The organism is Acinetobacter colistiniresistens, from assembly GCF_024582815.1.
In the GTDB taxonomy this organism is placed as follows: domain Bacteria; phylum Pseudomonadota; class Gammaproteobacteria; order Pseudomonadales; family Moraxellaceae; genus Acinetobacter.
In genome coordinates this window covers 1,206,256-1,227,537 of the sequence record NZ_CP102099.1, presented here as the reverse complement: position 1 = coordinate 1,227,537, position 21,282 = coordinate 1,206,256, and the positions used below count along the sequence as shown (strand labels likewise).

Genomic DNA, 21,282 nt, shown 5'->3' with positions numbered 1-21,282 from the left:
TAATAATGAGGCTATTTTTTATCATTCATTGTTTTTATAAAGGTAATCATTGTGATCCATCATATTCCAAATGTATTAAGCAAAGAACAAATTCAGTACTTTCGCGAAGAAATGGATAAAATCGAATGGGCCAATGGCAAAGTTACCGCAGGCACCCTCTCTGCCACAGTAAAAAATAATCAGCAACTGCCTGAAGATCACCCTTTAACCCACCATCTGAGTAATATTATTTTAGAGGAATTGGGGAAACATCCTCTCTTCCTTTCAGCAGCTCTCCCCCTAGATATTATCCCTCCTCTTTTCAATCGTTATGAAAATCAGGAATCTTTTGGTTTCCATGTCGATAATTCAATCCGTCGCATTCGTGGTACTAAAGAGCGTTTACGTACAGACCTCTCCTGTACTCTATTTTTATCTGAACCGGATGAGTATGAAGGGGGTGAGTTAGTCATTGAAGATACTTATGGCTACCATGAAGCCAAATTACCTGCGGGTGATATGGTACTTTACCCGTCATCAAGTCTGCATGAAGTCACTGCGATTCGTAGCGGCTGCCGAACTGCTTCCTTCTTTTGGGTGCAAAGTATGGTGCGTGATGACGCTGATCGGAATATGCTGTTCACCTTAGATCAAACGATTCAGAATCTACGTATGCAACTCGGTGACACTCATGCAGAAGTCATTAAACTCACCAATCTTTATCATAATCTCATGCGTAAATGGGCTGAGCTATAATTTAACAGTTCTCGTCACATTTAGAGTCGATCCTCACATTATTTTCCAATATTAATAAAATTAACGAAAAATATTTCCCTGTTCCACAAAATAGTGCAAAAACAGGGAAATATTTTCCATTCATTCAAATTAAAATATTTTACAGCCCTTTGCAGTCGTCTGTATTTTCACCTAGACTGAGTCTAGTTAGATGATTAAGATAACTGCAAAATTAAATGACAAATATGAATGATGGTAGATGATGAAAACAAATTGCGGCTTTACCCACCCGTCTCATACAACACATCTCGCTGCACTTCTCCTGATGCTGCGCCTCGCGCGCATATAATTTTTTCGCCTCTACTTTTAGGCGCCCAATCTGCACCTTCTCTTTAAATTATTTCTTTTAGACACCATATATATCTGTAGCATGTTGCCTTAAATTTGAATCAGCAACCATGGCTACGACAAGGAGTTCTCTCATGATGTTGGCTGACCCAAGCAAAAAATACCGCCGTATGTACCAGCGCGTGGATTTACCCGATCGCCAGTGGCCGAATAATGAAATCAATCAAGCACCGATCTGGATGAGTACCGACCTTCGTGATGGTAACCAAGCGATTTTTGAACCGATGAATATGGATCAAAAATTAAAAATGTTCCACATGTTGGTTAAAATCGGCTTTAAACATATTGAAATTGGCTTCCCTTCTGCCTCACAAATCGACTTTGATTTTACCCGTAAGTTGATTGAAGAAAATTTGATCCCTAAAGATGTTTACATCGAGGTTTTAGTTCAAGCACGTGATCATTTGATCGAACGTACTTTTGAAGCCTTAGTTGGTGCAGAACGTGCCATTGTGCATATCTACAACTCAAACTCGCCTACTTTCCGTAAGAAAGTCTTGAATGTCGATGCCAATGGCTCAAAACAACTTGCGATTAATGCCGCAACAAAAGTCAAAGAATATGCAGCACAATACCCGGCAACGGACTGGATTTTCCAATACAGTCCAGAATGTTTCTCTGCAACTGAATTAGAGGTTGCCAAAGAGGTCTGCGATGCTGTCACGGAAATCTGGGAAGCGTCACCGACCAATAAAGTCATTTTGAACTTGCCTGCAACGGTCGAAGTGTCTACACCAAATGTCTATGCCGATCAAATCGAATGGATGCACCGTAACTTGGCGCGTCGTGATGGCGTGATTATCTCAGTTCACTGCCACAATGACCGTGGCTGTGGTATTGCAGCCTCTGAATTGGCGATCATGGCGGGTGCTGACCGTGTTGAAGGTTGTGTGTTTGGGAATGGTGAGCGTACAGGTAATGTCGACGTTGCTGCAATTGCCTTGAACATGTATACCCAAGGTGTTGCACCAAACTTAGACTTCTCAAATATCAACGAAGTGATTGCCACCGTCGAAGAATGTACAGGTTTACCAGTACACCCTCGTCATCCATATGCAGGTGACTTGGTCTTTACTGCATTCTCTGGTTCGCACCAGGATGCAATTAAAAAAGGCTTCGAATTCCAGAAAAACGAAGAGATCTGGGATATGCCTTACTTGCCAATCGATCCGAAAGACTTGGGTCGTGACTATGATGCGGTCATCCGTGTCAATAGCCAGTCAGGCAAAGGCGGTATCGCTTACTTATTGGAATCGAACTACAACGTTGCCTTGCCACGCCGTGTCCAAATTGAATTCAGTCAGATCGTACAACAACATACTGATGAAAACGGGACTGAAATCAGTGCACATGAAATCTGGTCATTATTTGAAAAGACTTATGTGGATGTGAAAAACAGTCATTATCACACCAAACATTATCAATTGTCGGATATTAATGGTACACAAATCATTGAATTAGACGTTGAAATCGACGGCGAAATTCAACGCCTCCGTGGTGAAGGTAATGGCCCAATTTCAGCCATGCTCAATGCCTTGCAGTTACCAATTGATGTGGTGAACTATGAAGAGCGCAGCATCAGTTCTGGTGCCAATGCCAAAGCCCTTGCCTTGATTGAGCTTCAAGTCAAAGGCACAGGTAAGAGTGCATTCGGTGCCGGTGTGCATGACAACATCGTGACGTCATCAATCGAGGCCATTATTGCCTGTACCAACCGTCTGATTGAACAAGGCGTCTTGACCACAGATCAAGTGGTTGCTGCTGCGGTTTAGATCAGTGAAATATCATATAATCGTCAGTAAAGCTGAGTTGTAATATCAGAAAAAATGACTTTGGAAAGGATACCTGAATTGGTATCCTTTTATTATTAATGATTTATTATAGGGCGAATCATTCCAGTGTCTTTTCCATCGGATTCAGTGGGTTTAGTCACACCACAAAAGTTTCAGTTTGAACAACCTTTAGAACTTGAATGTGGCCGAGTATTGCCGCGTTTCGATTTAATGGTTGAAACCTATGGAACACTCAATGCAGATCAATCCAATGCCATTCTGATTTGTCATGCATTGTCAGGACATCACCATGCGGCAGGCTACCATCATGATGATGACAAAAAAGCAGGTTGGTGGGACAGTTGTATTGGACCGGGAAAAGCGATTGATACCAATCACTTCTTTGTCGTTTCCTTAAATAATATCGGGGGTTGCAGCGGTTCAACGGGACCAACCTCACCCAATCCTGAAAATGAAAATCGTCCTTATGGCCCAGACTTTCCATTGGTCACAGTTCGCGATTGGGTCAAAACCCAAGCCATGCTGTCAGATCGTTTAGGGATTAAAGTTTGGTATTCAGTGATTGGCGGCTCTTTGGGGGGAATGCAGGCACTACAATGGTCACTGGATTATCCAGACCGCTTAAAAAAATGTGCCATTATTGCCAGTGCACCCAAGCTTTCCGCACAAAATATTGCCTTCAACGAGGTTGCGCGCCAATCAATTCTTTCCGATCCTGATTTCCATCATGGCCGTTATCTTGAAAATGACAGCTATCCCAAACGCGGTTTGATTCTGGCACGGATGGTCGGTCATATCACCTACCTGTCTGAAGAAGCCATGAAACAAAAATTTGGTCGCGATTTAAAATCGGGCAAATTTATGTATGGCTTTGATGTCGAATTCCAAGTGGAAAGCTATTTGCGTTACCAAGGTGAACAATTTAGTCGCAATTTCGATGCAAATACTTACTTGATTATGACCAAGGCCTTGGATTATTTTGACCCTTCACGTGAATATGAACATTCTTTGACGAAAGCCATGAGTCAACCGAAGTGCCAATTTTTGGTGATTTCATTTACCACAGACTGGCGTTTTAGTCCGAGTCGCTCACAGGAACTGGTGGATGCTTTGATTGATAATCATAAGCCTGTCAGCTACTTAGACATTGATGCTGAACAAGGGCATGACTCTTTCCTCTTCCCTATTCCACTCTACGTGAAAACCCTACGCGCATTTTTAGGTGGAGAACAACAGTTGCAATCGACATCGCAGGAGCAGCACTAATGCGTATAGATCAACGACTCGCTGAAAAATGGATCAACCCGAACTCTAGCGTGTTAGACTTAGGCTGTGGTGATGGTGAATTGCTGGCTCATATGAGTAAACAGCACAATATTCGTGCCTATGGGCTAGAAATTGATCAAGAAAAGATTGCAATTGCCATCAGTCGGGGGTTAAATATTATCCAACAGGACTTAAACCTCGGTTTAAGCCGTTTTGCCGACCAGTCTTTTGACTCTGTGGTCATGGCACAAGCTTTGCAAGCTGTAGATGCCCCCGATGTATTACTTCGTGATATGGTGCGTGTCGGCAAACAGGCCATTATTACTTTTCCAAACTTTGCGCATTGGAAGACACGTTCTTTTCTTGCCTTGAAAGGGAAAATGCCTGTTTCGGAAGCTTTGCCATATATGTGGTATAACACCCCGAATATTCATTTATGTACTTTCCGTGACTTTGAAGCCTTGTGTGCTGAGAATCGGATTAAAATTATTAATCGACTTGCCGTTAATGGTGACCAACAAGGTAGTGTGCTCAGTAAGCATATGCCGAACCTATTTGGTGAAGTCGCAATTTATCGAGTGAGCGCTCTATGAAAAAGACATTAATCAGCACATTTTTATTTGGTCTGATCAGTATACAAGCGCACGCTGACTATGTTGCTCAACCACAATCTGTGGCAACACAGGCAGCGCGATATTCAGTCATGAGTATCAGTGAATTACAAAGCGCAGCAAGATCTGGTCAAGCTGGGGCACAGTTTTATTTAGCAACCCGCTACCAATTTGGTAAAGACGTTGCTAAAGATGAGAAACAAGCATTCTCTTTATTCAAGGCAGCAGCAGATCAAGGCTTATCTGCAGCGCAGTTGAATGTCGGTCGTATGTATGCCGATGGTATTGGTACCAAAAAAGACGAAGCTTTAGCGCGTAAATATTTCGAGAAAGCAGCAAGCAACGGCGATAACCGTGCCAGCTTCAATCTTGCAATGATGGAAGAGCAAAAGAAAAACTTTGTTGGCGCTTATCAATGGTATGAGTTATCTACCCGTGATGGCATGCTGGATACTAAAGTCATCAGCCTATCTGAAGGGAAGAAAACCGCATTGGCTGCAAACTTGACTCAAGATCAGATCCGTACTGCACGTGACCGTGCTGATAAATGGATTCAAGCGCAATAATCTGATTTAGATCTATTGGATGATATAAAAACCGACTTGTGAGAGTCGGTTTTTTATTGGCTTTATTCCAAATTGATTTAAATGTAGTTCAATTTCTACTTTTACAAAGAGATCTTAAGCTGTTATTTATTTTAAATTGTTCATTTTTTAGTACTCATGTCTCAGATATTTGCGGAACTCACCCAAGATCAATCACATCGTCCGATCTTGGAATATGCACTCCAGTATGTTGATGCGACCCTCCCTCGTGTTGCCATTGATTGTGGATGTGGCGCAGGCAATGAAGCAGCCTTCTTACTGAAAATGACTATCGGGTTTATGCCTTTGATCCCTCTGAAGCAGCACAACGGGTATGTCAGTATCGATTTAAAAATCATCCTAAATTCTTTTTCTCAAATCATGTTTTTGAAAATTATCCGTTTCCATCAGCCAGTATTATCATTGCCCTATTCAGTCTGTTCTTTTGCGCCCCTAACCAAATTGATCATGTACTCGCAAAGATGAAACATGCCTTGCCGCAAGGCGGGATTTTATTAATACAACTTTTAGGTCAAGATGATGCTTGGTTATTACAACGGCCTCAGACCATGCGAGGATTTAATCGCCAGCAAATTGAACAACTGTTCATTGAAGATTATGAAATTTTATTGAATCAAGAAACCAGAACAGAACATCCAAATGCTCACGGAAAAATTAAATTCTGGAATTTCCACACACTGATTTTGAAAAAACTTTAGCATGAAATTTTCTTTTACCGTTACATCCTATTCAAATGGAATTTATGCTGGTCTTAACATGCAGATCATTCCCTATGATTTGCAACGAAATCCGAATTGTGATCATTCAATTGTCATTGATGAGATCGCATTTTCTTTAGTTGAACACTTATTTTTAGGGGATAAAAAGCCTTGGTCACACTGGGAAAATACATATCTTGATGCAGCAGAAATAGTGCAAGTGATTGCAAAACTTGATACATATAAAGTTTACTTAGAAGCTAAAAAATATTTACGCTATAACGATAATGTTGGTCTTTTATTTAAACAAGAAACAAAAATTTTTAAGAAAAATATCCAAAATATAAAGTGGAAGTGATCAAAATGATGGATGATCTTATACGTTTCTTCAGCAAACTATTAGAACAAGATGTTGATGGACTTACTATTATCGGTGTTTAATCACAAAGATATACAACCGACTTAGACCACCAAATCGAGTACAATTCATCTGATTTAAAATATTGAGATTTTCAGCATGTCTACCCAAGCATGGCTCAACCAAGGCAGTCTTGTCCTTGCAAGTAACAACAAAGGCAAAGTTGTTGAATTTGAACATCTGTTTCAACAACTGAATCTACCTGTCGAGATTATTCCGCAAGGCAAACTCGATATTGAAGATGCGATTGAAGATGGTCTTAGCTTTGTTGAAAATGCCATTATCAAAGCACGTCATGCATCTAAACTTTCAGGTAAACCTGCACTGGCAGATGATTCTGGACTATGTGTCCCGATCTTAGGTGGTGCACCTGGGATTTACTCAGCACGTTATGCAGGCGAACATGGCAATGATGCTGCCAATAATCAAAAGCTGTTGGCTGATCTTGCACCTTTGCGTAAAGAAGGTGAAACCATTGAAGGCATGTTTGTTTGTGTTTTGGCATTGGTCACCCATGCAGAAGACCCTTTGCCACAAATTTTCCAAGGTATTTGGAAGGGTGAGATTTTAGCCGCTGCACGTGGTGAAAACGGTTTTGGTTATGACCCTTTATTTTGGCTGCCAGAACTCAATGTTTCGAGTGCTGAACTCAGCAAAGCTGAGAAAAATAAGATCAGCCATCGCGGTCAAGCGATGCAGCTATTTAAAGCCAGTTTGGTTTAAAACCCTAAAGTGCTCTCCTATATGAGGGCACTTTTTATATGCAGCAATAGACCATAGATCACAATCACCACACAGCTTACGATAGTTCCTGCAGCAATATAACGGGCTGAAATGCCTGTACCTTGGTAATGCGTTTCCAAAGCAACAATATTAGCGGCAGGCGGCAGACAAAATAAAAGGAACAGCACAGGTATCAAGAAGTTAATCTGTGGAATCTCAATGCAATAATAAGTCACGCTACAAATAACCAGACCACACAATAATTTCAGCATCAGTGTGCGCGTACTGAGCCATAAGTCAGCCCGATGTACCCGTGTATATCGGAGCCACATCCCTAAAATACACATGCCCGCAAAGCTCATCCCAAATTTGGCAACATCATACAGCCCTTCTAGAACAAGATTCCCCTGTAAACGTTGAATACCACATAGCCATAAAATCAATGCTGCCAACAAGGCCAAGACTGGCGGTGATTTTAAAACTTTCTGGAAAATCATAGAGGCGTTTGATGATTCTTTTGAAACGGCAGTCACCGCCCAAATATTGCCAAATAAAGATCCGCCAATATACAGTGCAATCATCGCTGCACTGACTTGCTCGCCAAATAAGGCTATGGCGAATGGAAAACCAAGCCAACCAATATTGCTATAACTCAAACAAAGTGCCTGCAAACGGTCTTTAGAGAAATACGCAAATAAGTAAAACAGCAAGATCGATGAAATGAAACTAAATAGAATAAGTGCAAAGCTACCTGCCTGATAGAACACCATATTGTAAATAATCACGACAGGAATAAATAACCGCGCCAATAAAGCAGACAAGATTTTTTTGGTCTGTTCTGAGACTTTGAATTGAGCGATCAAAAACCCGAAAAACAAGGCACCTATTGGGAGGATAAAAGTCATATCAATCTAGTTTTGATCACTTATTTATACGCTGCTTATGCTAGCACTATTTACAGGAAAACAGCTGCTTTGTCTTAAAACTGCAATACAAGTGTCACATCTTTGTCATGCCCAACTGTTGAGATATAGCAAAGTTTTATAGGAATAGAAGAATGGCTGGCTTATCAATTTGGCATGTACTGATTTTTGCAATTGTCGTGATTTTACTTTTTGGTACATCGAAGCTTAAAAACTTGGGTAAAGATGTGGGTGGTGCAGTAAAAGACTTCAAAAAGTCCATGAAAGAAGAAGAAACAACTGCTCCTTTAAATGAACCTCGCACCATTGATGCTCAAGTTAAAAATACTGAAAACTCAGTAAAAGGCTAAGCGAGCACGACTATGCTGAATTTGGGAATGACCGAGATCTTTTGCTTTGCAGTGATTGCATTGCTGGTGCTTGGCCCGGATAAATTACCAGAAGCTGCACGGTTCGTAGCAAAATGGTATGGAAAAATTAAAAAATTTATCAACAACATTCAGAACGAAATTGATCGAGAACTCCGCCTTTCTGAGTTCCGTGAAGAAATGCAAAAAGAAATTGATAAAATTACTGAGCTCGAACGCAGGATGCAACAACAACTTGATGCGCTAAAAGGTACACCAACATCAGAGACAGAAGTTGCAGAAACCAAGACTCAGTCACCCGTGACTTATAGCCCTTGTTCAACGCAACATATTGTACCGTTTAGTATTAGCTATCAAAAGTATTTACCTCATAAGCTTGAGTTGCCCTTATCGGCACCAAAGTTTGCTACAGAATTAAAGATTGCCGTATGAGCCAATTACCATCAACCTCAGCCAGTACTGAAGAATCCCTGCAACAAATGCCGGTGATGCAGCATTTAATTGTGCTGCGACAATATCTGTTTAAGATTGTTGGGGTAACGATTCTTCTTTTTTTCTGCTTATTGCCATTTAGAAATACCACTTATCAATGGCTCTCTGAACCGTTAAGACAGCAGTTACCCGCAACATCAACCATGATTGCAACCGATGTCACTGCTACATTTATGGCACCGTTTAAGCTGAATCTATTCGTCGCATTTATGCTGGCAATGCCCTATATCATTTATCAGATCTGGTCTTTCATCAAACCTGCACTGTATGAAAAAGAACGTCATCTGGCCATTCCGCTCTTATTCGGCAGTATTGTGCTGTTCTATTTAGGCGTGGCATTTGCTTATTTTATTACACTGCCTGCAATTCTACATTTCTTTATTAGTGTTTCCCCTGAAACTGTAGCACCGATGACTGACATCAATAGTTATTTAAGCTTCTGTTTAAAGCTGTTTTTGGTGTTTGGCTTTACCTTTGAAATCCCGATTATTACCCTCGTCCTGATTTTAATTGGTGTGGTGAGCACCCAGAGTCTGGTTGAAAAACGCCGCTTCATTATTGTGGGCTGTTTCTTTTTGGCCATGTTTGTCACGCCACCCGATGCCTTGTCGATGATTATGCTGGCAGTCCCTATGTGGATGTTGTTTGAACTGGGTTTACTGTTCGGAAAAATACTGGAAAAAAGAAAAGTAACTGACTGAAAACTGGCTACAGCTCCCTGAAAAACCTCAGGGATTTTTTATTTAATTTCATATTTTTTAATTATTTATAAAAATTAACTGTCTTAAAATTGCATTAAAACTGTCAAAAAATGTCATCTCTGCTTCATAGAATCGATCAGGATTTATTTGCCCTATATTAAAGAAATGGATTTACTATGACAGCCAATACCCATCAGCCAAGTCGTCGTGATATTTTAAAATGGTTCGCAGGCGTTCCCTTTTTACCCCTCGGAGCAATGAGTACCGCCGCCGTTTTAACCGGCTGCAATGATGACAATAATGACTCTGCCACCCCTGCACCTCTGGCTGCCAAATTTAAAAATGCAACATTTACCCCCATGGCAGCACCTAATCTAACTGACCCTGCCGCAATGGCAACGACCAGCGTTGCCTCAACGCTCAGTATCAATTGGGATGATGGTTCAAAAACCGATTACACCCTTGCTTATAAGCCATTCTTCACCACAGGGGACTTGGTAACAGATGGCAAAGGCGGCAAAATTCTTGCTGGAGGTTATGTTGATATCAATAACCAACCGATTATCGATAAATCAAAAGCAGGGCAAGAACGCCAATTCTTTTCAGACTGTCCAGATGGAAGTTCGTTGATCAGCTTTAAACAAGCGACAGGTAAAGATTTTACTGATGCAGATAAGAAAGCCTTAGGTGTTACAGGAAATCCTGTTTTCCATGTGGTGCAATTTGAATACACTACTCGTGATCAAAATCTAAAATCTATGTATGGTCTTTTACCTTCCCCCATCGCCATTTTAACTCTGGATCAAGACCCTAAAACAGGTCATTTATCTTTGGTGAAATATCACAATGTGGATACCTCCAAGGTCAATGGCTTATGGATTACTTGTGGTGCCAGCTTATCGCCATGGGGAACACATCTTTCGAGTGAAGAATACGAGCCTGATGCAAATAACGTTGCAGCAAGCTATCTACCTGTATTCAGTCAAAACCTATTTGGCGACAGCAATACAGGCAATCCTTACCACTACGGTCATTTACCAGAAGTGACGGTTAATACCGATGGTACGGGTTCAATTAAAAAACATTACTGTTTAGGTCGTATTTCACATGAGCTGGTACAAGTCATGCCAGATAACCGCACGGCGTTAATGGGTGATGATGCAACCAATGGCGGCTTGTTTATGTTCGTTGCAGATAAAGAAAAAGATTTATCTGCAGGCACGCTCTATGTTGCTAAATGGAAGCAAACATCTGGCGTAGGCCCAGGTGCGGGTGATATCAGCTGGATCAATCTTGGTCATGCAACAAGCGATGAAGTAAAAGGCTGGGCTGATCAATATAAAATTTCTGATCTTATGGATGTCAAAACTGCTGATCCTAAAGATGCAAGCTATACCAAGATTCGCTTCAGTGGCAAAGATAACTGGGTGAAATTAGTTGCAGGTAAAGAACGTGAGGCTGCATTCCTTGAAACCCATCGTTATGCAGCGTTAGTCGGTGCAAGTATGGGATTTACCAAAATGGAAGGTACAACGGTCAACATTAAGGATAAAATTGCTTATTCTGCAATGTCTTATGTTCAGTCTTCTATGATTGACAAAACCACTGATATCCAAGTCCAAGGTCCGAAAGCAGGTGCCGTGTATGCTCACACCTTAAAAGGTAGCCAAGTTGATCAAAAAAACCAGTTGATTAATAGTGAATGGGTTTCGGTACACATGGAAGCTCCAGCGGCTTTGGTTGGTGAAGACCTTGCCACTGCTGATGCCCTAGGTAACCTTGCCAATGCAGATAAAATTGCCAACCCAGATAACATCAAGTTCTCTGAAAATTTACGTACCCTCTTCATTGGTGAAGATAGTGGCATGCACATCAATAACTTCTTATGGGCTTATCATGTCGATACCAAACAATTAAGCCGTATCTTATCCACGCCTGCTGGTGCTGAATCAACAGGTCTACATGCTGTAGATGCGGTGAATGGTTGGACTTATATCATGAGCAACTTCCAGCACCCGGGTGACTGGGAATCTCCATTACACGACAAAGTACAAAAAACGCTTGATCCTTTAGTCCGTGCAAACTACAAAGACCGTTTTGCTGCTGCCGTGGGTTATATTACTGCAGATCCAATTGCACCTTCCGTAGAAAAGAAAGCTACAACAACGAAATAAGCAAGCATTGAAAATACAAAAGCCGACATCATGTCGGCTTTTGTATGTCTAGATCAATTCATCATGATCCGTTCGGACACAAATAAGCAATATCGCAATGTTCGACTGATTATATTGGAGTGATCTGGCTCATTTATACTGATTACTTGGCTAAATCTATTTTGATGCGTCTTATTATGATAAAGCCCCTTTAAGAAGGGGCTAAATTCAAACATGCAATTTTAGTTCAGTTAATCCCCAAAATCGGAATAGTCCTTCGTTGTAAACTTACTATATGTTTTCCAAGGTTCGGCAATATTCACCTGTTGAATATTGGCTTTTAAGATGTCATAGCGCAAACCATCCAGACTACGCACTTCAACACGTTTGGCAATGTTATTGCGATTATCCCATTCAATACTCATTTTATTTTTCTTATTCTGAGTCTCATACCATGTCGTGTTTGCATCCTTTTTCTTCACTGTCATTGCTTTTAGACTTTTAGGGTCGATCAATGAATAAACGCATGACCAGCAATTACTTAAGCCTAACATATCAACATCGGCATCCTGTAAATGCACAACTGTTTTATCTTCCATTAACACTAAATTGAGTTTTGGCTGTTTTTTATGATCAATAAAATAATGTTGCGCTGCTTCAGCCAAATCTAAATGTTTATGGCCACCTTTCTCCTGACCATGTTGATGATGTTTAGGCAATACACGCTCAATCCAGATATTCTGTGTATTACGATACATACGCTCCTGAAACACACTGGTACGTGTCACACCATCATTCCCAATGGTTTGCGTCTCACGCATAATACTGGCGCTTAATAAGGGTGCCGCATGCAAACAAGTCATTCCCAAACAGAGTAAGACCGAACTAATCACAAGACGCATGTTATTTCCTACATAAAAAAACCTCAGTCATAGTGACTGAGGTTTCTTGCAATATGATGAAAAACTTCAATAAAAGGTTTATTTAAAGCCAAATGCTTCTTTTAATTTGCTAAATACCCATGCATTTTCTCTCGTCCCTTTAAAGACTTGTGAACCTGCACCTTCAGCAAACAATAAGACATCTCCACCACCATGTGTTTCAGAGCCAGGACTACCAAGTTTTACCCCAACCTCTTGTAAATAATCATCGGCTGCTGCCTCATTGTCCGTAATATCGATGCGTGACGTTGGACGTGGCCCACCACCATTACCAAACACTAAAGTGGTTGAGGTCTTGCCTTTCGCATCAAAGTTAGGGGCATGTTTCTTGCCATCCTCTAACACGCGGCTACGCGTATCTGATGCTTTTGCCTCTTGATAACTATAGCTTAAACCCAAGATACCTGGATTCGTCGCCGTGGTTTTGCCAGTACGTGCGGTATAACCATTAAACGTCATGGTATGGTCATGGTCAGCCGTGACGACGATTAAGGTATTTTTTAACTCAGGATCAGTTTTCTTGATTTTATCCAGTGCGGTCTTGATCGCATTATCAAAGGCAATAGTATCCTGCAAGGCACGTTTGGCATTGGTTCCATGTAATGCATGGTCAATACGTCCACCTTCAACCATCAAGAAGAAGCCTTTGCCTGCGGTATCTTGTGCCTGCAATAAATCAATCGATTTCGCGGTCATTTCAGCCAAACTTGGTTGATTCGGTGCCGTTCTAGGGCGATCCAAATCATATTCCAGATGTGAAGTTGCCGAATAAAGACCGATATATTTTTTATTCAGTGGTGCAGCATCCATGTCTGCTTTGGTTGCACCGACGGTATAATTTTTCGCTTTTAGCTCATCCAGCAAATTACGCCCGTCAATACGACCCTTTTTATTGTCAGTCGCGTTATATGGGGTAAAGTGGTTACGTCCCCCGCCCATGAGCACATCTACACCATCAAGCAGTTTAGGGTTATATCCTGCACCACCAGGAATCACTTGACGCGCAATCTCAAATTGCGCATTACGGTTACACACATGAGCAAAAGTTGCAGCTGGGGTTGCATGGGTTAATTCTGTGGTGGTAATCGCCCCTACCTTTTTGCCATTGGCCTTGGCCAATTCAAGAATCGTCTCGGCAGGACTGCCTGCTGCTACACTCGAACCAGGCGTTGGGCAGTTATTCACGGCATTCGACACTTTCGTTCCATCCGGTGCCGTACCTGAGCTTGGCTCAACAGCAACAGTTCCCGGTGTCATGCCAATCACTTCATTACGGGTTTTTTTCCCTGTCATATAGGCTGCCATTGACGGCGCACTATCTGTGGTTTGACCATCTTCAGAATAGGTCTTGATACGTACTGTACGGCGCAAGGTGTCCATGGTTAATTTGCCAGATTCACCATAGCCATAAATACGGCTTGCCGTGACCGTAGTTGGCCCCATACCATCACCTAAAAAGAAAATGATATTTTTAGCTTCGCCCGCCGCCTGTACACCTGTACTTGCAGCCAAGAGTGCAACAGTTAAAGCAGATGCTTTCATACCCAACTGACCTAATTTAAATTGTTTTAACATCATCATTCTCCAGTCTGTTGTTATTTATCTAGGCCAATGGCTTTGCGAACTAAATTAAATACTTCGATATTCTCTAGACTGCCGTGGAAGTTGTCTGACCCCACACCAATCGCGCCAAGGAATACATCGGTACCGCCGTGCGTTTCACTATCAGCGAAACCAGTCTGCACCACTGCTTCTTGCTGGAAATCATCTGAAGCTGTACCCGTACACCAACCCTCTTTATCAATATCCGTCCCACGGCTATCGGTATATTTACCTGCTGGGCCTGCAGCTGGATTACAACTATCGTTATCAGCTAAAACACCACGCGCTTCAATACGGTCATTATCTAAACGTTTTTTACCTGTACCAAAGCCAATGATCGGATATGGATTGCCGTTGACATCGGTTGAGAATCCCGCTTTGTTATAGTTCTTCACTAGGCCCAAGACACTGGTCTCAGCACCTTTTACATATTTACCTGTACGCTTCGCATAACCATTCAAGACCATGGTATGGTCATGGTCAGCAGTCACCACGATCAAGGTATTTTTGAGCTCTGGATCGGTCAGTTTAATTTTATCAATCGCTGCCTTAATCGCATTGTCAAAAGCAACCGTATCCTGCAACGCACGTTTTGCATTGGTGTCATGTAGTGCATGGTCAATACGGCCACCCTCAACCATCAAGAAGAAACTTTTGTTTTTTGCCTGTAGGACATCAATCGCCTTGGTAGTCATATCCGCTAAGCTAGGTTCATCAATCTTCTTATTAGTACGATCCAAGTCATAATTCATATGGCTGGCATTAAAGAGACCCAATAATTTTTTAGTTTTGCTTGGATCAATTTTTGCAAGGTCAGTACCACTTGAAACAAAGTTATAACCTTGATCTTGCATTTCTTTTACTAGGTCTCGGCCGTCAGCACGTTTACCGCCTGCAACAGTCGTCGGTTTAAACTGACGTAAACCACCACCTAACACTACATCTACACCATCTTTAAGCTTGCTGTTATAAGCGCCCCATCCGGTCCCTTTACCTGCGGGAACAAGCTGTGCCGCAATATCATTCTCTGCATCACGATGGCAAACATGGGCATAGGTTGTGGCTGGCGTTGCATGGGTAATACGCGTGGTAGTCACGACACCTGTACCCATCCCCTGCGCTTTGGCAAGTTCGAGTAAGGTTTCAACAGGTTTTTTGCCTTTATTCTCTGCAACATCATCACAGGTACTGGTTCCATCTGCTTTTGGTGCAGATGCGATCGTTCCGGTCTGCATGGAAATGACTTCATTTTTCATTTTCACGCCAGTCATATAAGCCGCCATAGACGGCGCGCTATCAGTCACCTGACCATCTTCCGAAAAAGTGCGTACAAAAGCAGTTTCTGGCAGTGTATCAATGGTCAAATCACCATCTTCCCCAACAGAATAAATTCGTGATGCCGTTAAAGTAGTAATTCCCATACCATCACCCAAAAAGAAAATCACATTTTTAGCTTTTGGTGTTGTAGGTACTTCCGTTTTGTCGTTTTTATCACTGTCGTTACATGCAGTCATGCCAGCTGACAGTACTGTCATTAAACTGACCGCCAAGAGCTTTTTGGAAAAGCTCATCTTTGATAAGAACATAAAATATCCCCAGATCTATTTGTTTGGACGTAACTCGATTGGCTACACCTTAACAATGCTGGGTGACCCTTTTATGTCACCTTGATGACAGTATTATTTCATCTTGTTGTTTTATATTGAAATTATGTTATAACATATCAATTCAAGGCGCTAATTTTAACTGAAGATCAACAATTGCACCTCGTGACGGCCCTTGCTGGGATTTTTCCAGCCAATGCCACTGTGTCGGGCTAAGTCTTAAAAAATTTGAACAGCGTGTTCCATAGACTGGACTCTGAATGAAAGTAGAGGACAATAATTCTTCCATTTCTGTATTGATTCCCGTATCGGGTAACAAATCTGGAATCACCTTTCGTTCATCCTCCAAAATATCCCAAGCGGCGGCATCGATTGCGGATTCAGTCATTTGTGTTTGCTGCAACATCGGTAAAAATTCTTGGGTAAAACGCTGACGTAAATGTCGGGTTTTCTCCCAATCTTCAGACATGAGGCCATTGGATACCACATACACGCCATTGGCGAGCAGTTGCGGCGCTTCACCACGGTTACTCATATATACCGCTTGTGTTCGATCCCCCACAAACAAGTTAAAGCCCGCATAGTCCTGTTGCTGTTTTTCCAGTTGCCAGGCAAATCGAATCGGCGCCAAGTCACTTTCTAAAAAGGATTGAATCAAATACCCACGAGAAGTGGCATAAGCTTTCTGCTCCCGGCCATTGCGAAAATTGGTCACAATCGCCCAGCGACCAGAAGCCGTCACCCCCATCCAAGTCCCCCCTGATTGCAAATCCTGTCCTGCCACAATGCTGCTATTTTCCCATGCATGCAAGGCAGAACTTGGTCGATGGTAAAACTCATCACGATTTGAAATTAAACATAGAGGCATCTCATCCAGCACCTGCCATGCAAAAGCGACAATACACATAAATCCTTTTCTCCCGCCTTTTGGGACCTTGATCTTTCACATTGAATGTACAACATTTTTCATATCATTCCGCTACAATCTGCTCAAAATATAAAATTGAGGAGCAGCGATGCTGACCTATCCAAATATTGATCCAGTTGCACTGAGCTTAGGACCAGTCAAAGTGCACTGGTACGGACTCATGTATCTGTTGGCTTTTCTCTGTGCATGGGGCTTAGCATCGTATCGCGCTAAACAACGTGATGGCTGGACAGCCGACATGGTGTCAGATCTGGTCTTCTATGGCGCATTGGGCGTTGTGCTTGGCGGACGTGTTGGTTATGTGTTGTTCTACGAATTTGGTAAATTCTTAGAAAATCCACTGTGGTTATTCCAAGTCTGGACTGGTGGTATGAGCTTCCACGGCGGCTTCCTCGGTGTCATGATTGCGATGTTATTTTGGTGTAAAAAATACCAAAAAACCTGGTTCCAAACCTTGGACTTTATCGCACCCTGTGTACCAACAGGCTTGATGTTTGGCCGCTTTGGTAACTTTATCGGGGGAGAACTGTATGGTCGCCCAGTACAAGATCCAAGCTATCCATTCGGGATGATTTTTCCAACGGACCCATTGGCATTGGTACGCCATCCGTCACAAATCTATCAAGCCCTTTGTGAAGGCTTGATTCTATTTATTGTACTGTGGTGGTTCAGTTCTAAGCCTCGCCCACGCATGGCCGTTTCAGCCTTATTCCTCGTCGGTTATGGGGTCGCACGCTTCTTTATGGAATTCTTCCGCGAACCTGATGCAGATCAAGGCTATATCTTATTTGGCTGGATGACCAAAGGTCAGATTCTCAGTTTCCCAATGATTATTATTGGTCTGTGGATGATCTGGTACGCTTACCGTAAAAATATCTATGACTGGCAGTTAAAGAAATAATAAAAATGGGAGCAATAGCTCCCTTTTTTATTATGGCAATCAGTAAATTTATAAACCAAGATAAAGCATATATCGATCTTGTCTCTATCAGGATAAGCACGCCTGCCTGAGCATAATCAAAGCCAATCTTAGGTTAAAAGTTCTGATCTCATTCTCTCTCTTGCACCGTTAACGCTGAATAAGGACATCATCCTTGCCCTAGAAAAAAAGTCTCGGTTGGTTTTTATCCATCAAGAAGCAGCATCTCAGGTTTGTTTCGCCAAGCAAAACACCGAATTACAAGATGCGTATAAATAGATATTTAGCGCAGTTGATCTCGTAGATTATGTCTATGCAATCTTAAGCTCGGAAAAGCAACGTACAGGGGAAATACAGCTGTTGAATCCTGCTTTAGCTCCAATTCCCTATCCAACTGATCATCTGCTGTTCTGGAAACTGGTCTCCATCGGACAACGATACCACTTTCGCAACATTAAAACTTTCCAGCCAATGCTTGCACGACATCACCTAAACGCTTGCCTTGTGCCTCACACAAGATCTTCTCATCTTGACTCAAACTTTGGTCATGACGCGGCCCACTGACATGACTGGCCCCATACGGCGTACCACCTGTTTTGGTATTCGACAAAGCAGGTATTGAGTTTGGTAAGCCCATGATCATCATGCCATGATGGAACAAGGGAGGTAACATACTAAGTAACGTACTTTCCTGACCACCATGCATTGAGCCGGATGAAGTAAATACACAGGCAGGTTTGTTATGCAAAGCACCATTCAACCATAAGCTGGTGGTTTGATCCCAAAAATACTTCATCTCACTGGCCATATTGCCAAATCGTGTTGGCGAACCCAAAGCCAAGCCTGAACAATGACTAAGATCTTCTAAAGTGCAATAAATATCGCCATCGGCTGGAATACTCGCTGCGGCCTCTGTGACCACGGTGGCCAAATTCGGCACAGTTCGGATGCGTGCAGTCACACCTGCCGCTTCAATTCCATCGGCAATCAGATGCGCCATTTGCTTGGTTGCACCGTATTTACTGTAATAAAGAACAAGAACGTAAGGTTGCATCACTTTCAAGAATTTTGTTAAAAAGGACACTATACGACATTTTTTACTTTTTGAGCTGTAGTAAATCCTGTGATAACACAGGATTTTTATTAAAAATAACTAGGATAGAACCCATGACCCTAAATCGTTATCTAAAAAAACTGCCTTTTTTAGAAAAAACATGGTTTCAATTTATTGTATTTGTGTTACGCCGTTTTGAGGCAGATCGCTGCCGTGAACAAGCGGGAGGATTGACCTATACCACGCTGTTTGCCGTCGTGCCGATGCTGACCGTTTTTTTAGTGATTATCTCCTCGATTAGAGCTTTGGAGCCTGCCAGACAGCAACTACAACAATTGATTTATAGTAATTTCTTACCGAAAAGTACCATCGCTTTTGACAAGGCTTTAAATGCCTTTACCGAAAAATCCAGTAACCTGACCATTATTGGTGTGCTGTTCCTGTTTGTCACCACCGTGCTGATGCTGACTTCAATTGAGAATGTATTTAACCGGATTTGGCGAGTGAAGGAGACCCGAACGGGTCTGGTCGGTTTTATGCGTTACTGGACCATCATTTCATTAGGACCGATTGTTTTAGGCAGTGCCTTTGTACTGTCCTCCACGGTGGCCTCAATCAATGTACTCAGTAATAATTTTGCGGGTTATCAACTCGATGGTTCTTTTATTCTGTGGCTGATTTCATTTTTATTAACCATTATCGGTTTCTTCATTTTATATTGGACCATTCCCAATCGTATTGTTCCTGTACTTTCAGCCCTGATTGCGGCCTGCTTTAGTGCGACCATCTTTGAAATTTTGAAGCGTTTTTTTGGTTGGGTGATGAGTAATTTTACCAGCTACGAAATCGTCTATGGCGCCTTTGCCGCAGTGCCTATTTTCCTGCTGTGGATTTACTTATCTTGGAACATTATTTTATTGGGTGTCGAAATCAGTTATGCCCTGACCGCTTTTCATTCGGGCAAAGAACAAAAACGTCATCCTATTTTAATGCTGCTGGATATTCTGGAATTGTTTTATAAGAAACAACAAATCGGAAAAAGTGTTAGTGAAAAAGAGCTTTTAGGAATCATTGGTCGTGGCGAGCTAGGCCGTTTACCTTCATATATCCTACAGCTCGAAGCTCAAAATTTAATTATGCGAACAGACAAGGACGAATATGTCCTGGTTCGTAATCTGGCTCAGGTGGATTTCTGGAGTTTCTTCACTGCCCTGCCTTATCCACTGCCTTTACGTCCCGATGTTGAACATATCCATCAAGATGATGAATGGATGGAGCGACTCGGCCCTTCTCTGATTGAAAGCAATGATTATTTAGCTGCCAAACTGTCGATTCCACTTTCCACGCTGTTTGAACAAAAGTAAGCAAAAAGGCCTCTTAAGAGGCCTTTTTTTATTTCTTTAACCAACCTTGTAAACTCACGACGACAATGCCGAGCAAGACCAGAGCTGAGCCGATAATGAAATTCAGCTCAATTTTTTCACCCAATAACCAGACACCAAAAGCCATCCCAAACAGGGGGGTGAGGAAGGAAAAGACGCCCAGCCGTGATGCTAAGTAATTCCTTAATAACCAGAACCATGCCAAGAAACTGGCAAAAGAAACCACCAAAGTATGGAAGGCCAGACTGCCTATCACCAGTGGGCTAAAGTGAATGGTCGCTTGCCCCAGAACAAGCGCCAGGCCAAACAACAATACAAAACTACCCGCCAATTGATAAAACAACGTTTGTGTCACTGCGGCTTGTGCCAGTGAAGATAAACGGACGGTAATGGTGGTGGCTGCCCAGGCAATCCCTCCAGCCAAAGCCAGTAAGTCACCCCACAACATCTGTTGATCCACAATCGATACGCCTGAATTTGCACGTAGAAAAGTCACGGCAATCCCAAAAAATGCAATCCCGATACCGGTCCATTGCAACAGACTGAGACGCTCCGAAGGAAGCTTCCAATGTAAGCCCAAGGCCACAAAAATCGGGGCAGTATACAGCAGTACCACGGCATGCGAAGCCGAGGTCAGCTGTAAGGCCTGTGCCAATAAAAAGAATTCCAAAGAAAATAGAAAAGCAACCACTAAACCCGCTTTTAAATTCTGGCGATTGAAGAGCTGACTGCTTTTATCCAAATATAACAGTGGTAATAACAGCAGTGCAGCCAGCCCTGAACGCAACGCGATCTGCATTAAGGGAGAAATGTCAGGCGCTGCCATTTTTAAAATGACCTGTTGCAGTCCCCAAATCATACACAGTACGATCATCAGACCCGATGCGGTTGCATCTAATGCTTTACGCTCATCCATTGCGCGTTCCTGATTTTATGACTTGAGCATCAATATAAGGCTGTCGGATTTTCATGATATAGT

At 42.2% G+C, this 21,282-nt stretch carries 19 protein-coding genes and 3 pseudogenes; 15 read left to right on the top strand and 7 right to left on the bottom strand.

Features of this window, described 5'->3' with window-relative positions:
* The first annotated feature begins 51 nt into the window (after positions 1-51).
* The 8 genes and pseudogenes from NQU59_RS05955 to rdgB all read left to right on the top strand — a co-directional run bounded on the left by NQU59_RS05955 (position 52) and on the right by rdgB (position 7,236).
* Positions 52-735: a Fe2+-dependent dioxygenase gene (locus NQU59_RS05955; RefSeq protein ID WP_005238654.1), complete on the top strand. Its 684-nt coding sequence runs from the start codon at positions 52-54 to the stop codon at positions 733-735.
* 461 nt (positions 736-1,196) lie between these two features.
* On the top strand, positions 1,197-2,894 hold the full coding sequence (gene leuA / locus NQU59_RS05950) for a 2-isopropylmalate synthase (protein ID WP_005238653.1): 1,698 nt from the start codon (positions 1,197-1,199) through the stop codon (positions 2,892-2,894).
* A 126-nt stretch (positions 2,895-3,020) separates the two neighbouring features.
* Entirely contained in the window at positions 3,021-4,181 is a 1,161-nt protein-coding gene (gene metX / locus NQU59_RS05945; protein WP_005238651.1) for a homoserine O-succinyltransferase MetX, read from the top strand.
* On the top strand, positions 4,181-4,774 hold the full coding sequence (gene metW / locus NQU59_RS05940; protein WP_005238649.1) for a methionine biosynthesis protein MetW: 594 nt from the start codon (positions 4,181-4,183) through the stop codon (positions 4,772-4,774). Before metX ends, metW begins: the two co-directional genes overlap by 1 nt.
* Positions 4,771-5,358 carry a tetratricopeptide repeat protein gene (locus tag NQU59_RS05935; protein ID WP_257065314.1) on the top strand — a complete coding sequence of 196 codons (588 nt, stop codon included), beginning with the start codon at positions 4,771-4,773 and terminating at the stop codon, positions 5,356-5,358. The genes metW and NQU59_RS05935 overlap by 4 nt, the downstream gene beginning before the upstream one ends.
* Before the next feature lie 156 nt (positions 5,359-5,514).
* A pseudogene (locus tag NQU59_RS18750) lies at positions 5,515-6,095 on the top strand (class I SAM-dependent methyltransferase).
* Between the two features lies 1 nt (position 6,096).
* A pseudogene (locus NQU59_RS05920) lies at positions 6,097-6,536 on the top strand (hypothetical protein).
* Positions 6,537-6,612: 76 nt separating this feature from the next.
* Positions 6,613-7,236 (top strand): RdgB/HAM1 family non-canonical purine NTP pyrophosphatase, encoded by a 624-nt coding sequence (gene rdgB, locus NQU59_RS05915; RefSeq protein WP_004757126.1) that lies wholly within the window; start codon positions 6,613-6,615, stop codon positions 7,234-7,236.
* 17 nt (positions 7,237-7,253) lie between these two features.
* Here the strand turns inward: rdgB and NQU59_RS05910 are convergent, their stop codons facing one another.
* Positions 7,254-8,141 (bottom strand): hypothetical protein, encoded by an 888-nt coding sequence (locus tag NQU59_RS05910; RefSeq protein ID WP_005238641.1) that lies wholly within the window; start codon positions 8,139-8,141, stop codon positions 7,254-7,256.
* Positions 8,142-8,293: 152 nt separating this feature from the next.
* Here NQU59_RS05910 and tatA point away from each other — a divergent pair, with 152 nt between their 5' ends.
* The 4 genes from tatA (at position 8,294) to NQU59_RS05890 (ending at position 11,894) form a co-directional block, all read left to right on the top strand.
* Entirely contained in the window at positions 8,294-8,509 is a 216-nt protein-coding gene (tatA, locus tag NQU59_RS05905) for a Sec-independent protein translocase subunit TatA (protein ID WP_005238635.1), read from the top strand.
* Positions 8,510-8,521: 12 nt separating this feature from the next.
* Complete coding sequence (gene tatB, locus NQU59_RS05900; RefSeq protein ID WP_257065311.1) at positions 8,522-8,959, top strand: Sec-independent protein translocase protein TatB; 438 nt, start codon at positions 8,522-8,524, stop codon at positions 8,957-8,959.
* Entirely contained in the window at positions 8,956-9,720 is a 765-nt protein-coding gene (gene tatC / locus NQU59_RS05895; RefSeq protein ID WP_005238633.1) for a twin-arginine translocase subunit TatC, read from the top strand. Before tatB ends, tatC begins: the two co-directional genes overlap by 4 nt.
* 176 nt (positions 9,721-9,896) lie before the next feature.
* On the top strand, positions 9,897-11,894 hold the full coding sequence (locus NQU59_RS05890) for a PhoX family protein (RefSeq protein WP_257065310.1): 1,998 nt from the start codon (positions 9,897-9,899) through the stop codon (positions 11,892-11,894).
* Positions 11,895-12,124: 230 nt separating this feature from the next.
* Here the strand turns inward: NQU59_RS05890 and NQU59_RS05885 are convergent, their stop codons facing one another.
* The 4 genes from NQU59_RS05885 to NQU59_RS05870 all read right to left on the bottom strand — a co-directional run bounded on the left by NQU59_RS05885 (position 12,125) and on the right by NQU59_RS05870 (position 16,927).
* Complete coding sequence (locus NQU59_RS05885) at positions 12,125-12,775, bottom strand: hypothetical protein (RefSeq protein WP_005238631.1); 651 nt, start codon at positions 12,773-12,775, stop codon at positions 12,125-12,127.
* Between the two features lie 78 nt (positions 12,776-12,853).
* Complete coding sequence (locus tag NQU59_RS05880; RefSeq protein ID WP_005238630.1) at positions 12,854-14,389, bottom strand: alkaline phosphatase; 1,536 nt, start codon at positions 14,387-14,389, stop codon at positions 12,854-12,856.
* Positions 14,390-14,409: 20 nt separating this feature from the next.
* Positions 14,410-16,002, bottom strand: a complete 1,593-nt coding sequence (locus NQU59_RS05875; RefSeq protein ID WP_257065309.1) for an alkaline phosphatase — start codon at positions 16,000-16,002, stop codon at positions 14,410-14,412.
* Between the two features lie 142 nt (positions 16,003-16,144).
* The gene (locus NQU59_RS05870; protein WP_043972251.1) at positions 16,145-16,927 is read right to left on the bottom strand and encodes an NRDE family protein; all 783 of its coding nucleotides are present in this window, start codon (positions 16,925-16,927) and stop codon (positions 16,145-16,147) included.
* A 109-nt stretch (positions 16,928-17,036) separates the two neighbouring features.
* Here NQU59_RS05870 and lgt point away from each other — a divergent pair, with 109 nt between their 5' ends.
* Entirely contained in the window at positions 17,037-17,849 is an 813-nt protein-coding gene (gene lgt, locus NQU59_RS05865) for a prolipoprotein diacylglyceryl transferase (RefSeq protein WP_005238626.1), read from the top strand.
* A gap of 150 nt (positions 17,850-17,999) precedes the next feature.
* A pseudogene (locus NQU59_RS05860) lies at positions 18,000-18,325 on the top strand (type ISP restriction/modification enzyme).
* Here the strand turns inward: NQU59_RS05860 and wrbA are convergent.
* The gene (gene wrbA, locus NQU59_RS05855; protein WP_005238623.1) at positions 18,322-18,921 is read right to left on the bottom strand and encodes an NAD(P)H:quinone oxidoreductase; all 600 of its coding nucleotides are present in this window, start codon (positions 18,919-18,921) and stop codon (positions 18,322-18,324) included. The pseudogene NQU59_RS05860 and the gene wrbA sit on opposite strands and share 4 nt — an antisense overlap.
* Positions 18,922-19,034: 113 nt before the next feature.
* On the opposite strand from wrbA, the gene NQU59_RS05850 reads away from it, so the two are divergent.
* Positions 19,035-20,285 (top strand): YihY family inner membrane protein, encoded by a 1,251-nt coding sequence (locus NQU59_RS05850; RefSeq protein ID WP_005238622.1) that lies wholly within the window; start codon positions 19,035-19,037, stop codon positions 20,283-20,285.
* A 28-nt stretch (positions 20,286-20,313) separates the two neighbouring features.
* On the opposite strand, the gene NQU59_RS05845 is transcribed toward NQU59_RS05850, so the two are convergent.
* Complete coding sequence (locus tag NQU59_RS05845; protein WP_257065308.1) at positions 20,314-21,219, bottom strand: DMT family transporter; 906 nt, start codon at positions 21,217-21,219, stop codon at positions 20,314-20,316.
* Positions 21,220-21,282 lie beyond the last annotated feature (63 nt).

Bases quoted from the DNA above. Each gene is read 5' to 3' on its own strand.
- leuA (WP_005238653.1), top strand. From the start codon at position 1,197: ATGATGTTGGCTGACCCAAGCAAAAAATACCGCCGTATGTACCAGCGC.
- metW (WP_005238649.1), top strand. From the start codon at position 4,181: ATGCGTATAGATCAACGACTCGCTGAAAAATGGATCAACCCGAACTCT.
- NQU59_RS05935 (WP_257065314.1), top strand. From the start codon at position 4,771: ATGAAAAAGACATTAATCAGCACATTTTTATTTGGTCTGATCAGTATA.
- rdgB (WP_004757126.1), top strand. From the start codon at position 6,613: ATGTCTACCCAAGCATGGCTCAACCAAGGCAGTCTTGTCCTTGCAAGT.
- NQU59_RS05910 (WP_005238641.1), bottom strand. From the start codon at position 8,141: ATGACTTTTATCCTCCCAATAGGTGCCTTGTTTTTCGGGTTTTTGATC.
- tatA (WP_005238635.1), top strand. From the start codon at position 8,294: ATGGCTGGCTTATCAATTTGGCATGTACTGATTTTTGCAATTGTCGTG.
- tatB (WP_257065311.1), top strand. From the start codon at position 8,522: ATGCTGAATTTGGGAATGACCGAGATCTTTTGCTTTGCAGTGATTGCA.
- tatC (WP_005238633.1), top strand. From the start codon at position 8,956: ATGAGCCAATTACCATCAACCTCAGCCAGTACTGAAGAATCCCTGCAA.
- NQU59_RS05890 (WP_257065310.1), top strand. From the start codon at position 9,897: ATGACAGCCAATACCCATCAGCCAAGTCGTCGTGATATTTTAAAATGG.
- NQU59_RS05885 (WP_005238631.1), bottom strand. From the start codon at position 12,775: ATGCGTCTTGTGATTAGTTCGGTCTTACTCTGTTTGGGAATGACTTGT.
- NQU59_RS05880 (WP_005238630.1), bottom strand. From the start codon at position 14,389: ATGTTAAAACAATTTAAATTAGGTCAGTTGGGTATGAAAGCATCTGCT.
- NQU59_RS05875 (WP_257065309.1), bottom strand. From the start codon at position 16,002: ATGTTCTTATCAAAGATGAGCTTTTCCAAAAAGCTCTTGGCGGTCAGT.
- NQU59_RS05870 (WP_043972251.1), bottom strand. From the start codon at position 16,927: ATGTGTATTGTCGCTTTTGCATGGCAGGTGCTGGATGAGATGCCTCTA.
- lgt (WP_005238626.1), top strand. From the start codon at position 17,037: ATGCTGACCTATCCAAATATTGATCCAGTTGCACTGAGCTTAGGACCA.
- wrbA (WP_005238623.1), bottom strand. From the start codon at position 18,921: ATGCAACCTTACGTTCTTGTTCTTTATTACAGTAAATACGGTGCAACC.
- NQU59_RS05850 (WP_005238622.1), top strand. From the start codon at position 19,035: ATGACCCTAAATCGTTATCTAAAAAAACTGCCTTTTTTAGAAAAAACA.
- NQU59_RS05845 (WP_257065308.1), bottom strand. From the start codon at position 21,219: ATGGATGAGCGTAAAGCATTAGATGCAACCGCATCGGGTCTGATGATC.